The sequence below is a fragment of the Streptomyces sp. A5-4 genome, from assembly GCF_051131715.1.
Classification (GTDB): Bacteria; Actinomycetota; Actinomycetes; order Streptomycetales; family Streptomycetaceae; genus Streptomyces.
Map to the genome: position 1 here is coordinate 4,635,255 of NZ_CP178591.1, position 13,342 is coordinate 4,648,596.

Here is a 13,342-nt window from a genome sequence, read left to right on the forward strand (position 1 = left end):
GCTCATGTCTATCGAAAACACGTTGCAGGCGCAACGCAGTTGAGGATCAAGTGGCGTGATCTTGCCCATGGCGGCTGCTCGGGTCTTGGGCCTGCGGCCAGGACCGTCCCGGCCTGGCCGCAGGCCCAAGACCCGAGCATGAGAGGGCGTTCCCCGCGATATGCGGCATTGAATCGGTAGGACCGCGCCCGTCCCATCCGCTCCTGTCTCATCCCAGGCCGACGCCCGTCCGGAGCGGTGTGAGCTGCTGCTATGGCGGCTCGGCATGAACATTCAGACGCGGACTCTGCTGATCGAGTTGGACAAGCAGTCGATGTTTCGAACACGATGGGCGCGCAAGATCGCGGCTGCACGGGGGCGAACCGCTCATGCCGCGAACATCCCTCCGCTCAGGCCGCTTTGTCCCCTATTTTCAGGCCTGGAGAGACTTCGCTATGAGCTTCGGCGACCCTAACAACCCCTACAGCCAACAGCCTTCGCAGGGCCCACCCGGTTACCCGCAGCAGGTGCCGCAGCAGGTGCCGCAACACGGCTACCAGCAGCACGCGCCGCAGCCGTACGGGGCGTACTCATCGGCCGGAATTCCCGGCATGCCGGGGGCAGGGCTGCCGCCGCTGGCCCACTGGGGGCAGCGCGTCGGGGCGCACCTGCTCGACGCGCTGATCATCGTGGGTCCGATGTACGCGCTGGGGTTCATTGACCTCGCCAACAGCGACGACCCGGCGAACGCCGACCCCGGGCCCTTCTTCATGATCGGCCTGGTCTACGCCCTCGGCATGGGCATCTTCCAGCTTTACAAGGAGGGCAAGACCGGTCAGACGACCGGCAAGAAGGTCCTCGGTATCAGCCTGCACCGGGAGGCCGACGGCAGCACGCTCGGCTTCGGCATGGCGTTCATGCGCAAGCTTGCGCATGTCTTGGACAGCATTGCCTGCTACCTCGGTTGGCTGTGGCCGCTGTGGGACATAAAGAAGCAGACCTTCGCCGACAAGGTGTGCGGCACGGTTGTCATCAAGGTCGACAAGAGCTGAGCCGCCGACCGAGGTGGGATGGGACGGCTGGGCGAGGGCTGTACGAACCGGCAGCCGACGACCGCGTGCCCTTGCCCCAACGGGGCGTGCGGCGGTCGCGGGTCTGACAGCCCTCCGAAACGAGAGGATTGGGTTCAGCCCCTCACTGCCCCGTACAGGGCGAGTGCTACGGCAGTGACACTCGCGAGAACGGCGATGGTCGGCAGTGGCCACCGGCCTCTCTCCAGGGACGTGACCCTGTCCCCGAGGTCCTCCACTGCCTTGTCGGTCTGGTCGGATCGCTGCACCAGCAGGGCCAGTTGTCCGTCGATGCGCGCGAGCCCGACTTCCAGTGCGCTGCGAAGCTCGGTGAGGGCCAGCGCGACCTCTCCCTCCGGCACAGGGCTCCTCCTTGTCTCGTGGCGCAGGTCAGCGGGCGGGGGTGGCCGGGTCGCGCTTGAGCGGCAGCCAGGATGCGGTGCCGGGCCGACCGAGCACGGTGCCGAGGGTGGACTTCAGCGCGGAGAGCGCGGAGAGCGCGGAGAGCGCGGCGGGTATCGCGGATACGGCGGCGGCCTGCCATGCGGAGAGCGACGCCATGTCGGTGGTGCCGGAGGCGGCCATCAGTCCCACCACCGGACGTGGCACTTCCTCGGCCATGCCGCACAAGCGCAACCCGGTGCTGGCGACGCTCATTCGCAGTGCGGCCCTCCAAGTACCGGGGCTGGCAGGCATCTTGACGCAGCTTCTGGCCGGTGAGGACGAGCGTTCCGCCGGTGCCTGGCACGCGGAATGGCAGCTGCTACGGGAGTGCCTGCGGCTGACCGGCGGCGCCGTCCACACCGCGGTGGAGCTCGCCGAAGGCATCGAGGTACGACCCGACCGCGTGAGCTCCAACCTCGAACTCACCGGAGGTCGGATCGTCTCGGAACGGATCACCGCTGTCCTGGCCCCTCGGCTGGGCAAATCGGCCGCCGAGCGACTGCTCCGCCTGGCATCCCTCGCCACCGAGACAACGGGTCGGCCGCTGGCCGCCACACTCTCCGAAGTTCCGAAGTTCCGGAGCTCAAGGGCCTGTTCACCGTCGCGGAGCTGTCGTCGCTGTGTGATCCGCGACAGTACACAGGCGCCGCCGGGAACCTGGTGGACCGGGCGGTGGGCCGGACCGTCTGATGCCTTGGCCGCAAGGAAAAAGCCGTTGGGTCTCAGCCGATCCCGGCAGCGTACTGGGCCAGGCGCGGGTGTTTTGCCGCCAGCTGTAGAGAGCGGACGGTGGAGCGTACGACGCGTTCCTTGACCCACGCGGCGCTGCGACCGGTGAGGATGCGAACTCGGGGAGAGTCGTCGGGGCGGACGAATTGAATCAGGCCGTCCTGGCGCCCCAGACTGATGCACTGCACTACGAGGCGGAGCCGCAGTGCGTCCGGCTCCTGGCCGCGCGCCTCGGCCAGGACCGTGGCCGCCGCGTGCGCACCAGTGGGAAGTGCGGTGGCGCAGGCCATGCGGTGCCCGGCGGCGCAGTCCCCCGCGGCCAGGACTTCCGGGTGGGAAAGCGAGCGCAGGGCTGGGTCGGTGCGAACGCGGTCCGCGTCGTCGACGGCAAGGCCTGCCGTCGCAGCGAGCTGGGTGTTCGCGATCATCGCGGCGGCCCAGACAACGGCGTCGGCGTCGATCGTGTCGGCGGACGTCACACGGCGTCCCTCCTCGACGTGCACACCCAGCGTCGTCAGCGTCGTCCGGATGTGGGCGCGGCCTCGGTCCGAGAGGCCCGCGCCGACGAGTCCGGCGGTCACCAGGCCTACCTGCCAGCGAGGGTAGGCCTCCGCGAGCTCGGCGGCCATTTCGATGCCGGTGAGGCCGCCGCCAACGACAATGAGTTTCCCTGGGCCCTTCAACAGCCGCTTGCGGAGGCTGGAGGCCGTTGCGGCGGTGTGGGCCCGGGAGCCGCCGGGGGTCGGTGTGTGGCTGCCGAGGGCATAGACGAGCCGATCGTACGGGATGTGGCGGTCGTCGGCGGTGGTGACCTGGTGGGCTGCGAGGTCGATGGCGGTGGCGTAAGTGGCGACGTGCCTGATGCCGGTGCCGTGCAGGAGACCAGTGAACGGGTGGGCTACGGATTCACGATGCCCGGCGGCGAGTTCGTGCAGCCGCACCCGCTCGCTGAAGCCGGCGTTCGAGTCGACGAGAGTGACATGGTGGTGAGGTGCGAGGCGCAGGGCTGCCATCAGTCCCGCGTAACCCGCGCCGAGCACCACGATCTGCCGCTTGTGAAGTTCTTTGGCTGTCATGCCTAGGAGACGACGCAGGCGGGGCGACTGTGACCGTGAGCCAGTCATATCCGGCCGGGGTCGAGATGGCTCAGCTTGTCGGAGTTGACGATGAGGTCGATAGCGGTGAGCCGACCGCGGTACACGGTGAAGCCGAGGACAGCCATACGCCCTCCGGCCGGGTCTACGAAGACCAGGCCGGGGGCACCGTTCACGTCCCGTACGGCGACGCTCATCGTGGCGGCGTCAAATCCTCTGGCAAGGCGCCGTGCGAAGTGGGCGACCTTCTCCGGGCCGACCACCGGTATCCGGGCCGCGATCACCTTGCCACCGCCGTCGGACCGCCAGACCACCCCGGGGTCGAGGACTTTGAGCAATGCCTGGAGATCGCCTTCGGTCGCGGCGGCGAGAAAGGCTTCGACAACCCGGCGGTGCTCACCGCGGTCCGGGGAACGGAGCGGGGTCTGCGCCCGTACTCGCTTGCGTGCCCGGGAGGCCAGTTTCCGTGCGGCTTCCGGGCTCTTGCCCACGATATCCGCGATCTCCGGGAACGGGACTGCGAAGACATCGTGCAGCACGAACGCAGTGCGCTCGGCGGGAGTAAGCCGCTCCAGCACAGCGAGCATCGCCAGCCCCACCGACTCGTCCAATATGACGTATGCCTCGGGGCCGATCTCTGCCACGACCGGCTCTGGAAGCCAGGGCCCGACGTACGACTCGCGGCGGGCTCGCGCGGAACCGAGTTGGTCATAGCAGATCCGGCTGACAACGGTGGTGAGATAGCCGCGCGGATGCGTCGCTTCCCCGTTCGGCAGGGACTGCCAGCGCAGCCATGCATCCTGCACCGCGTCATCGGCGTCCATGACCGAGCCGGTGAGGCGGTACGCCACGCCCCACATTCGACTGCGTTGCTCCTCGAACACCGCCAAGTCCGCCATGCCAGTGATTCTCCCATCCATCGCCGAACGAAAGGGACAGGGGCGTTCCCTCAGCGACTCGTTGCCGGGAGGGTGCCGCCGAAAACCGGACCGAGGCGCCCCACCTCCTGCGTCGAGACCAGGCATCGTGCGGACGCCGTGAGCGCTCCGCCGTCGACGTGCGTATTCGCCGGGTTTCGCCACGGCTTCGGTTCCCTCGCCCCACGCTTCCGGCTCCCGTTGCTGGCGGGCTTTTACTGAGCCAGGAGGTCCTGGTTGGTTTCCGTCCGGGACACCCTGCGCGTCGCACTGAACGTCACCATCGCCCAACAGGTGATGCCGGCCTTCAATCCGGCCGCGCACGTCGAGTTGCTGCCAGGGACGAAGCCGAAGGCCCTTATCTGGAGCGACGAGCGCATCGCGCGCTGGAAGGAGACCGGCGAGAAACCCTCGCCGGTCATGGTCTGGACCGCCGAGCAGACGGCAACGTTCCTCGACTTCGTCGAGCAGGACCCGCTCTACGCGCTCTGGCGCATCATCGCCTTCCGGGGCACTCGACGTGGCGAAGGCTGCGGCGTCCGCTGGGAAGACCGCGAGGGCGCCCCAAGTCCGACAGCGACATCCGCCTGATCGCCCTCGACGAGGGTGTGGCTGGGTGTTGAGGCGGGTAATCCGCCGAAAGGGGGCATGGCGTCGAGCTGGGCTCGTAGCCAATGGCGTCGAGCGCGGTTCTCGGCACCCTTGTTCGGCGTGGCCTTGAGCTCGTCGCGCACGACACGCCGCTGGGCGTTCTGTTCCTGGATCTCGATGTTGCGCTCGTTGATCGCGTCGAACATCGAATCGATGTGGTGCACGCGGAGCTTGTCGAGGCGCAGGTGGCCGACATACGGTTTCAGGTGAACGCAGATATCACACTGAACTGGCCGTCCGGATGGTCCTGCCAGCCGACCTTACGAATGTGTCAGTCGGCAAGGTGGTCGAACTCCGGCAGAAATACGGGGCCGAATTCGAGACTCTCATGGATGAGGTCGACAGTGTCGCACGCGAGATGCAGGGGCACCTCGCGGAGATCGAGGATCGCGAAGTTCTCGCCGCCCGCCTGCGGCAGTTGCACCGGACCCGTTTCGAGCGCCCACTGAACGACCTCAAGGCAGCGATGAAAAGCCTCAAGATTGACGCGGCCACTGGAGTGCGCAACGTCCAGACGAAGCCCCTGCAGTCTTGGGAGCCGTAGGTGGTGATGCGGCCAGAGGTCTGCCCTACTCCTCCGCCATCGGCCTCGCTTTCGGCCTGGTGGGGTAGCGGCGGCAGAGCACCAAGCAGCGCGACGAAACCCTCAGCAACTCCCCGGTGTCCTTCCTCCTCCAGCTAGAGAACGGCCTGCGGCCTGCGAGCGTGATGCGCAGCCTCGCCCATCGTGCCCCCCGTGCTCGGCGCATGACGAAGGGAGGGCTTTGCCTCGAGGACAGAGCGCTGGGTGAGGTACTGGCTGTGCCGGCATGGCCTCTCGTGCAGTGTCCCGCCCGCCGCTCCCTACCGGCAGCAGCACAAGCAGGTACGGGCCTGGCCGGAGGAGGAGTGCCCGGTGCGGTCTGTAGGAGTCTGACAACCCTGTTGATGCGGTGCCTTGTCACCTGCGGTGCCCGTCTCGGTGGCCAGCCGGTGGCCGGACGCCTTTGGACGGTGCATCACGAGGTAACAGGGGGCAACCTGTCGTATGTGCTCTGATCAGGCACGACGCCACCCAACGGCATAACACGGCACCCGGCAGCACGAACTCTCACGGTCTCGTAATGCGTAGGTCTCGGGTTCGAATCCCGAAGGCGGCTCCATGGAGAACCCCAGGTCAGGCTTCTGATCTGGGGTTTCTTTTTTCGTTGACTCGGAATTCGATCTAATCGGACACTCGTGGTCTACGCATCGTAATGCGTAGGTCCGAGGTTGAGGGTCGATGGGGGTTCTACGCGGTCATCATGGAGGCGTACGTGCAGGGGGCGCGTGTCGACCCGTGGCGTGGACGAACTGGTGAAGGCCCTGGGCGGTGACACGGGGATCTCCAAGTCCGAGGTCTCCAGGATCTGCGGCGATCTCGACGTGGAACTGAATGTGTTTCGCACTCGGCCCCTGGACCACACGCGCTTCCCCTACATTCACCTCGACGCGACGTACCGCAAGGCCCGGGTGAACCATCAGATCGTCTCCCAGGCCGTGGTCATCGCCACCGGCATCACCGAGGACGGCGGGCGAGGTGCTCGGGCTGATGGTCGGCGACAGCGAGACCGAGGTGTTCTGGAGCGAGTTCCTGCGCTCTTTGCGTGAGCGGGTCTGACCGGGGTCCGCCTGGTCATCGCCTACCAGCACTGTCGCGTTCATTTCCTGCGCAATGTCTTCGCGGTGATCCCCAAGGATTCCGCCGAGATGGTGGCCCCGACGATCCGCACGATCTTCGCCCAGCCCACCGCCGAGGCCGTCCGCACCCAGCTCGACACGGTTGCTGACATGCTCGGACGACAGTTCCGCAAGGTCAGGACGATGCTCCTGGAGGCCAAGACCGATCTGACCGCCTTCGCGGGCTTCCCCGAGCGACATTGGAAGAAGATTCAGTCGACCAACCCCCTGGAGTGGGTCAACCGGGAGATCAAGTGCCGCGTCGATGTCGTCCAGATCTTCCCCACCCCGAAGCCCTCCAACGCCTCACCACCGCCGTCCTCGTCGAGATGCACGACGAATGGGGGGCACCGCGTGCAGTGGGAAGTACGCGCTGTGGTCCGCCCACAGCGTGGTCACCGTCACCACGGCGCTGCCGGTCTTGCCGTACCGGCCCAGCCACTGCCGCCCCACGTGCGCGGTCGCCGTGCCGTCCTTCGGATCGCCGGAGTCGTCGATGACCAGCGCACCGTACGGATGCGGCGCGACACGGTCGTCGGCCAGCAACCGCTCCAGACGGCGGGTGTTGATCTGCTCGTGGTCCCAGGTGGACTCGGAAAGGAAGAACTGCAGCCGCTGCACGGCCGGATGCTGCGCACCGGTCACCGGCTCGGCCCCGACCGGGCAGGTCAGGGTCTTGTTCCGCCCCGCGGCGCCAGCAGCCCCGTCAGCTACTCACGGAATCCTCGGCGCCGGGCCAGGGAGACGAACAGATCGTCGAACCGACGGCGTACTCCTCCAGCGGTCCCGGAGCCGGCGGACACGGACGACGAGCGGTCTCCGTAACCACCCCGGCTATCCGGCCTCCTGCCGACCCACTCCGCTGTCCACAACCCACCGGTAGTCGTAACCCCCCGGCTCTCGGTGTGCGGCTTCCCTTTGGAAGACGGACCATGAAGCCAAAGAGCGGAGTAGCCGTGACCAAGGAAATTTCCACCCCGGCCGCGGGCGATCTGGTCGTGCTGAGCGACGTCAACAAACACTTCGGCGAGCTCCATGTCCTCCAGGACATCGACCTGACCATTGCCCGTGGCGAGGTTGTCGTCGTTATCGGGCCGTCCGGGGGCGGGAAGTCCACGCTGTGCCGCGCCATCAACCGCCTGGAGACCATCGATTCCGGTGAGATCGTCATCGACGGAAAGCCCCTGCCCGCCGAAGGCCGCGAGCTGGCCGCGCTGCGGGCCGATGTGGGCATGGTCTTCCAGTCCTTCAACCTCTTCGCGCACAAAACCGTTCTGAACAACGTGACGCTCGGCCAGGTCAAGGTGCGCAAGAAGGACAAGAAAGCCTCCGAGGACAGGGCGCGTCAGCTGCTCGACCGGGTGGGTGTCGCCTCCCAGGCGGAGAAGTACCCCGCGCAACTCTCCGGTGGCCAGCAGCAGCGCGTCGCGATCGCCAGAGCGCTGGCCATGGACCCGAAGATCATGCTCTTCGACGAGCCGACCTCTGCGCTCGATCCCGAGATGATCAACGAGGTGCTTGAGGTGATGCAGCAGCTCGCCCATGACGGAATGACCATGGTCGTCGTCACCCACGAGATGGGATTCGCCCGTTCGGCCGCCAACCGCGTGGTGTTTATGGCGGATGGCCGCATCGTGGAGGAGACGACGCCCGCTCAGTTCTTCAGCAACCCGAGCAGCGAGCGGGCCAGGGACTTCCTTTCGAAGATCCTTCACCACTGATCCGGGCATCCTTCACCACTGGTCCTGACCCTTGAGCACTAGGAATGATCACCATGAAGCTTCACAAGGTCACTGTGGCGGCCGCCGCCGCGCTCGTGCTGTCCCTGACCGCCGCCGGCTGCAGCTCGGACGACGACGACGGCGGCGGCACGAGCTCGGGCGACAAGAAGATCACCATCGGCATCAAGTTCGACCAGCCGGGCATCGGCCTGAAGACGCCGGACGGCAAGTACACGGGCTTCGACGTCGACGTGGCCACGTACGTCGCCAAGGAGCTCGGACATGACTCCGGCGACATCGTGTGGAAGGAAGCCAAGAGCGCCGACCGCGAGACGCTGCTCCAGCGCGGCGATGTCGACTTCATCGCGGCCTCGTACTCGATCAACCCCGAGCGCGAGAAGAAGGTCGACTTCGCTGGCCCCTACCTCCTGGCACACCAGGACGTCCTGATCCGGGCGGACGACGACTCCATCAAGAAGCCCGAGGACCTCAACAACAAGAAGCTCTGCTCGGTCACAGGCTCCACCTCGGCGCAGAACGTCAAGGAGAAGATCGCGCCGAAGGCTCAGCTGCAGGAGTACGGCGGATACTCGGAGTGCCTGACCGGTCTGGAGAACAAGGTCATCGACGCCCTGACCACCGATGACTCAATCCTCGCCGGCTATGCCGCTCAGCCTGACTTCAAGGGCAAGTTCAAGCTCGGCGGCTTCAAGCTGAGCAACGAGAACTACGGCATCGGCGTCAAGAAGGGCAGCGATCTCAAGGCGCAGATCAACACCGCCCTGGAGAAGATGGTCAAGGACGGTTCCTGGGCCACGACCGTCAAGAAGAACTTCGGCCCGGCCGGCTACAAGAACGAGCCCGCGCCGAAGATCGGCGTCATCGTCAGCTGAAGCGGGTGACTCACGGCGCGCCGCCCTCGAAGCGGCGCGCGTCGCCCTTCACTCACGCGGAAGGCCGGGAGACCGTGTTCGATTTTCTCGAGGGTTACGACCTGCTGGCCGCCTTCTGGGTGACGGTGCAGCTCACCCTCTACTCCGCCATCGGCGCCCTGATCTGGGGAACGGCACTGGCTGCCATGCGCGTCAGCCCTGTGCCCCTGATGCGTGGCTTCGGCACCGCCTACGTCAACGTGGTCCGGAACATCCCTCTCACTGTGATCATCGTCTTCACCTCGCTGGGCCTGTTCCAGACACTCGGCGTCAGTCTCGGCGCCGACAACTTCACGACGATCAACTTCCGGCTCGCCGTACTCGGGCTGATCGCCTACACCTCGTCGTTCGTCTGTGAGGCGCTGCGGTCCGGCATCAACACGGTGCCCGTCGGCCAGATGGAGGCGGCGCGTGCCATCGGCCTGAACTTCACCCAGGCGCTGAGGCTCATCGTCCTTCCACAGGCCTTCCGTTCCGTGGTGGGCCCGCTGGCGAACGTGCTGATCGCCCTGACCAAGAACACCACAGTGGCCGCCGCGATCGGTGTCGCCGAGGCGGCGGCGCTGATGCGGGAAATGATCGAGAACGAGGCTCAACTCATCCTCATCTCCGCCCTCTTCGCATTCGGATTCATCTGTCTCACCCTCCCGACCGGGCTGTTTCTCGGCTGGGTGAGCAAGAAGGTGTCGGTGAGGCGATGAGCGAGCAGTCCGTCCTGTACGACGTCCCGGGGCCGCGTGCCAAACGGCGCAATGTGCTGCTCACGGTGGTGTTCCTGGTCGCCCTCGCCGCCCTGATCTGGTGGGTGGTCCAGAGCCTCGCCGACAAGAACCAACTCGCGTGGGTCAAATGGCGGCCCTTCTTCGCGGACTCCCGCGCCTGGGAGACGTACCTCCTGCCGGGGCTCAAGAACACGCTCATCGCCGCGTCGCTGGCCATGGTCATCGCGCTGCCGCTCGGAGCGCTGTTCGGCATCGCCCGGCTCTCCGAACACTGGTGGGTGCGGGGTGCGGCCGGCACCGTCGTGGAGTTCTTTCGCGCCATCCCGGTGCTCATCCTGATGCTCTTCGCGAACGCGGCGTACTCCGAGTTCACCGACATCAGCCCCGACAGCCGGCCGCTCTACGCCGTGGTCACCGGTCTTGTCCTCTACAACGCCTCCGTACTCGCGGAGATCGTACGAGCCGGAATCCTGTCCCTCCCCCGGGGCCAGACCGACGCGGCCAAGGCGATCGGCATGCGCAAGAACCAGGTCATGCGCCACGTGCTGCTGCCGCAGTCGGTCACCGCGATGTTGCCGGCGATCGTCAGCCAGCTGGTGGTCATCGTGAAGGACACAGCACTGGGCGGCGCGCTGCTCGGCTTCTCCGAGCTGCTGGCGTCGGTCCGCCCGATGAGCGCGAACTACGGTGCGAACACCATCGCCAGCTTCACCGTGGTCGCGGTGATCTTCGTCGTGCTGAACTTCGCGCTCACGTCCTTCGCGAGCTGGTTGGAAGGCGAGCTGAGGCGCGGCAAGAAGTCCACCGGCGCGGTGGTCGGCGCGGACGCGGTCGACCAGCTGGCGACACCGGGCGAGCACGTGAGCCATGACGATCTCGGCGGAGCGGGCGGTACCTCCAGCAAGTAGCGATCGGCCGCGATGACCGCCGCTCAGCCGCAGCAGGACTTTCCGTCCGATGCCGTGGCGACGACCGGCAGCGCGGTACAAACCGGGAGTCAGTGACGACGTGTGCTGCGACCGACCTACTCGGTGAACGGACGATGGCCTGCCGTGAGCCGAATATGCCCACAGACTCTCGTTCTCCAAGGTGTCGGCCAGGTGCGGCTCAGAGCGATGGCTCGCAGGCACGACTTCTCGCGTTTATGAAGCTCTCGAAGCTCAGCGATCGCCGGAGGATTCGTGCCTACCGTTCCATCATCCCTGTTCGAACCGCTGCGGGACCAGTTCAGCGCGTTGCTTCCTGACCGGCGCGAGTTCGATCCGGCGCATCCATGGGGGTGCCACCGCCACCGGGTTCCCGACCGGGGCGTCTTCCGCCACGTCGTGGACGCCGGACCACCTCGCCGGTCGTGGTGGTGCCACCGGCTCAGATGATGGTCACCTTCACCCGCTCGCTGGTGCCGATCACCGTCAGCTCGATCTTGTCGATGATCGCGCGGATGATCTCCTTCCGGTCCCTGACCGTGGTCGTCTCCGCGTTCCACAGGCCGGTGATGTCGCTGGCCAGATCGGTGACGGTCTGCTGTTCGGCGGGGCTGAGGGTGCGGGGCTGGTGTGGGTGAAGTGGTCGTGTTCCTCACGGAGTCTCTGCTGAGCGGCGAGTGCGTTCTCCCAGTCCTTCTCCAACTGGCGGACGAGCAGGCGGTTCTCCGGTTCGGCAAGGTGGTAGCAGCGGCGGGCCCGGTCGGCATCGTGCTCGGCCCGCTCCAGCCGCTGCGACCACACCTTCTCCAGCTCGGCACGCTCGGCCAGCACCTGGCCGGCGGCGGTCAGGGAGACCTCGACCGCGGCGGGGGCCAGCGCGGCGAGGACCTGGCCGGTGACGAAGGTGTCCACGCAGGCGGTGTTGAGGAGCTGGCAGGTGGCGAGGGCGCCGTAGTTGGTCACGTTCCTTTATCTCGCGACCGTCATCGACTGCCACACCAAAGCTGTGGTCGGCTGGGCGATGACCGACCATATGAAGACCTCTCTCATATCGGATGCACTCGATATGGCGGCCCGGAACATCGACCTCGCCGAAGGCTGCATATTTCGTTCCGATCGCGGCAGTCAATACACGTCCCGGGAACTTCGTTGCAAGCTCCGCTCGTTGGGCCTACGGACGTCGGTCGGCCGCACCGGTGTCTGTTGGGACAATGCGATGGCTGAATCATTTTTCGGCGCCCTCAAAAACGAACTCGTGCACCGAACTGCGGTCGCAACACGCGCACATGGCCGCCGGCCGATCGTCCGCTACATCGAGATGTTCTACAATCAAAAGCGCCTCCACTCCGGACTCGGCTACAAGACTCCCGCAGAAGTCCACGCCGAGTACGAGGAGTTGCAGGCGGCGGCATAACGAGAACCCTCAACACCGCTGTCCGAGAAGCCCAGGGCCCCTCAGTCACCTCAAGCCTTTTCGGCTCTCCTGCCGTATGTGTGGGTCACTTTGTGGTGAGTCGGCGGTCGGGGAGGGTGGGCTTGTCGCCGGCGAGGGTGAGATTGACGAGGGCGATGATGGCGTCGGCGAGTGGAGGCCGAAGCCGCGGCGGATGATCAGGCGGGTCTTGGTGTTCGTCGACTCGATGAGTCGGTTGCTCATGCCGGTGGTCAGAGCGGCGCGGATCGCGTCGTAGTGGCGGCGATCCAGGTGAGCTTGTCGGGCGGGGACTTCGTGCCTGGAGTTCACTTTCCGCGCTTGGGTCATCACGTGTAGTGTTTGTCGCGCCCGTTCACGGGAAGTGAAGGCGTGCCGATCAACCGTTGGTCCACCGCCAGGGGCCTCGCTCGCGTCGGCATGCCGTATGCCGTGAACGTCTGCTCCGCACGTCCCGACGGGAGTGAGTAGCCAATGCCCGCAGGCACTTTCACAGTGCACCGTCCAGCCGGCTCAGGAGAGCGCACCCTGTCGGGTCGGCCACCCGCCAACCCCGCGGTGACCGTCGAGCCGATCTCCGGCGGGCGATGGATGCTCGCCGCTCAGGGGTACGTCCCCGTCGCGGTGCGCCAGAGCGACTCCGAGGTGCACCTCGTGTTCGTACCGTCGCCCGGGCCCGCCCCGCTGGTCGGAGCCGAACTGGCCGCAGCGCCCGTCGTGCTGTCGGACCCGGTTCAGGTCGACTGCGGTGCTCGCACGGTCCATGTCGCCGGGCGCCAACTCGATCTCCCGCGACTGGAGTTCGACCTGCTGGCCTACCTCATCTCTCGGCCGCATCATGTCCATACGCGCCGCCAGCTCATTGCAGCGATATGGCCCGATTCACCCGGCGGTGAGCGCACTGTGGATGTGCATGTCGCCCGGCTGCGCCGACGGCTCGGGCCGCAGTACCGGGAGGTCATCGCGACGGCCGTCGGCGTGGGCTACAAGTACGTCCCCCTTGCCACGCCGTAGCGATCAGGGACTG

The 13,342-nt window shown here is 66.4% G+C and carries 14 protein-coding genes and 4 pseudogenes; 11 read left to right on the top strand and 7 right to left on the bottom strand.

Translation table 11 applies throughout. The annotated features are described in order from the left end of the window. The first annotated feature begins 434 nt into the window (after positions 1-434). Positions 435-1,031 carry an RDD family protein gene (locus ACLLJJ_RS21485; RefSeq protein ID WP_434594013.1) on the top strand — a complete coding sequence of 199 codons (597 nt, stop codon included), beginning with the start codon at positions 435-437 and terminating at the stop codon, positions 1,029-1,031. Positions 1,032-1,165: 134 nt separating this feature from the next. Here the strand turns inward: ACLLJJ_RS21485 and ACLLJJ_RS21490 are convergent, their stop codons facing one another. From ACLLJJ_RS21490 to sigJ, 4 genes are all read right to left on the bottom strand, one after another. Then, positions 1,166-1,411 carry a hypothetical protein gene (locus tag ACLLJJ_RS21490; protein WP_434594014.1) on the bottom strand — a complete coding sequence of 82 codons (246 nt, stop codon included), beginning with the start codon at positions 1,409-1,411 and terminating at the stop codon, positions 1,166-1,168. Positions 1,412-1,439: 28 nt separating this feature from the next. Then, positions 1,440-1,706, bottom strand: a complete 267-nt coding sequence (locus ACLLJJ_RS21495; RefSeq protein ID WP_434594016.1) for a hypothetical protein — start codon at positions 1,704-1,706, stop codon at positions 1,440-1,442. 509 nt (positions 1,707-2,215) lie between these two features. Continuing rightward, positions 2,216-3,298 carry an NAD(P)/FAD-dependent oxidoreductase gene (locus ACLLJJ_RS21500; RefSeq protein WP_434594019.1) on the bottom strand — a complete coding sequence of 361 codons (1,083 nt, stop codon included), beginning with the start codon at positions 3,296-3,298 and terminating at the stop codon, positions 2,216-2,218. Positions 3,299-3,342: 44 nt separating this feature from the next. Further along, a complete protein-coding gene (sigJ, locus tag ACLLJJ_RS21505) occupies positions 3,343-4,215 on the bottom strand; it encodes an RNA polymerase sigma factor SigJ (RefSeq protein WP_434594021.1) in 873 nt (290 codons plus the stop codon). 264 nt (positions 4,216-4,479) lie between these two features. On the opposite strand from sigJ, the pseudogene ACLLJJ_RS21510 reads away from it, so the two are divergent. The 3 genes and pseudogenes from ACLLJJ_RS21510 to ACLLJJ_RS21520 all read left to right on the top strand — a co-directional run. Further along, positions 4,480-4,785: pseudogene (locus ACLLJJ_RS21510) on the top strand (site-specific integrase); the annotation flags it as partial. 340 nt (positions 4,786-5,125) lie between these two features. Next, complete coding sequence (locus ACLLJJ_RS21515) at positions 5,126-5,428, top strand: DUF6236 family protein (protein ID WP_434594024.1); 303 nt, start codon at positions 5,126-5,128, stop codon at positions 5,426-5,428. 727 nt (positions 5,429-6,155) lie between these two features. Next, positions 6,156-6,926 (top strand): annotated as a pseudogene (locus ACLLJJ_RS21520) (IS256 family transposase); the annotation flags it as partial. 1 nt (position 6,927) lies between these two features. Here the strand turns inward: ACLLJJ_RS21520 and ACLLJJ_RS21525 are convergent. Next, a pseudogene (locus tag ACLLJJ_RS21525) lies at positions 6,928-7,411 on the bottom strand (transposase); the annotation flags it as partial. A gap of 103 nt (positions 7,412-7,514) precedes the next feature. Here ACLLJJ_RS21525 and ACLLJJ_RS21530 point away from each other — a divergent pair. The 5 genes and pseudogenes from ACLLJJ_RS21530 to ACLLJJ_RS21550 form a co-directional block, all read left to right on the top strand. Further along, entirely contained in the window at positions 7,515-8,303 is a 789-nt protein-coding gene (locus ACLLJJ_RS21530; RefSeq protein ID WP_434594026.1) for an amino acid ABC transporter ATP-binding protein, read from the top strand. A gap of 53 nt (positions 8,304-8,356) precedes the next feature. Next, positions 8,357-9,196, top strand: coding sequence for a glutamate ABC transporter substrate-binding protein (locus tag ACLLJJ_RS21535; RefSeq protein WP_434594029.1), 840 nt, complete (start codon positions 8,357-8,359; stop codon positions 9,194-9,196). Between the two features lie 74 nt (positions 9,197-9,270). Then, on the top strand, positions 9,271-9,936 hold the full coding sequence (locus ACLLJJ_RS21540) for an amino acid ABC transporter permease (protein WP_434594032.1): 666 nt from the start codon (positions 9,271-9,273) through the stop codon (positions 9,934-9,936). Further along, entirely contained in the window at positions 9,933-10,865 is a 933-nt protein-coding gene (locus tag ACLLJJ_RS21545; RefSeq protein ID WP_434594033.1) for an amino acid ABC transporter permease, read from the top strand. Before ACLLJJ_RS21540 ends, ACLLJJ_RS21545 begins: the two co-directional genes overlap by 4 nt. A gap of 273 nt (positions 10,866-11,138) precedes the next feature. After that, positions 11,139-11,291: pseudogene (locus ACLLJJ_RS21550) on the top strand (IS5/IS1182 family transposase); the annotation flags it as partial. 78 nt (positions 11,292-11,369) lie between these two features. Here ACLLJJ_RS21550 and ACLLJJ_RS21555 read toward each other — a convergent pair. Continuing rightward, positions 11,370-11,846: a hypothetical protein gene (locus ACLLJJ_RS21555; RefSeq protein ID WP_434594035.1), complete on the bottom strand. Its 477-nt coding sequence runs from the start codon at positions 11,844-11,846 to the stop codon at positions 11,370-11,372. Between ACLLJJ_RS21555 and ACLLJJ_RS21560 the strand changes: the two genes are divergently transcribed. Beyond that, entirely contained in the window at positions 11,839-12,297 is a 459-nt protein-coding gene (locus tag ACLLJJ_RS21560) for an IS3 family transposase (protein WP_434594037.1), read from the top strand. The genes ACLLJJ_RS21555 and ACLLJJ_RS21560 overlap by 8 nt on opposite strands. A 45-nt stretch (positions 12,298-12,342) precedes the next feature. Here the strand turns inward: ACLLJJ_RS21560 and ACLLJJ_RS21565 are convergent, their stop codons facing one another. Continuing rightward, a complete protein-coding gene (locus ACLLJJ_RS21565; RefSeq protein ID WP_434594040.1) occupies positions 12,343-12,816 on the bottom strand; it encodes a transposase in 474 nt (157 codons plus the stop codon). On the opposite strand from ACLLJJ_RS21565, the gene ACLLJJ_RS21570 reads away from it, so the two are divergent. Further along, the gene (locus ACLLJJ_RS21570) at positions 12,790-13,329 is read left to right on the top strand and encodes a winged helix-turn-helix domain-containing protein (protein WP_434594043.1); all 540 of its coding nucleotides are present in this window, start codon (positions 12,790-12,792) and stop codon (positions 13,327-13,329) included. The genes ACLLJJ_RS21565 and ACLLJJ_RS21570 overlap by 27 nt on opposite strands. Positions 13,330-13,342 lie beyond the last annotated feature (13 nt).

What these genes read in the sequence shown, in the direction of transcription:
- ACLLJJ_RS21485 (WP_434594013.1), top strand. Translation starts at nt 435, where the DNA reads ATGAGCTTCGGCGACCCTAACAACCCCTACAGCCAACAGCCTTCGCAG.
- ACLLJJ_RS21495 (WP_434594016.1), bottom strand. Translation starts at nt 1,706, where the DNA reads ATGAGCGTCGCCAGCACCGGGTTGCGCTTGTGCGGCATGGCCGAGGAA.
- ACLLJJ_RS21500 (WP_434594019.1), bottom strand. Translation starts at nt 3,298, where the DNA reads ATGACAGCCAAAGAACTTCACAAGCGGCAGATCGTGGTGCTCGGCGCG.
- sigJ (WP_434594021.1), bottom strand. Translation starts at nt 4,215, where the DNA reads ATGGCGGACTTGGCGGTGTTCGAGGAGCAACGCAGTCGAATGTGGGGC.
- ACLLJJ_RS21515 (WP_434594024.1), top strand. Translation starts at nt 5,126, where the DNA reads ATGGTCCTGCCAGCCGACCTTACGAATGTGTCAGTCGGCAAGGTGGTC.
- ACLLJJ_RS21530 (WP_434594026.1), top strand. Translation starts at nt 7,515, where the DNA reads ATGAAGCCAAAGAGCGGAGTAGCCGTGACCAAGGAAATTTCCACCCCG.
- ACLLJJ_RS21535 (WP_434594029.1), top strand. Translation starts at nt 8,357, where the DNA reads ATGAAGCTTCACAAGGTCACTGTGGCGGCCGCCGCCGCGCTCGTGCTG.
- ACLLJJ_RS21545 (WP_434594033.1), top strand. Translation starts at nt 9,933, where the DNA reads ATGAGCGAGCAGTCCGTCCTGTACGACGTCCCGGGGCCGCGTGCCAAA.
- ACLLJJ_RS21570 (WP_434594043.1), top strand. Translation starts at nt 12,790, where the DNA reads ATGCCCGCAGGCACTTTCACAGTGCACCGTCCAGCCGGCTCAGGAGAG.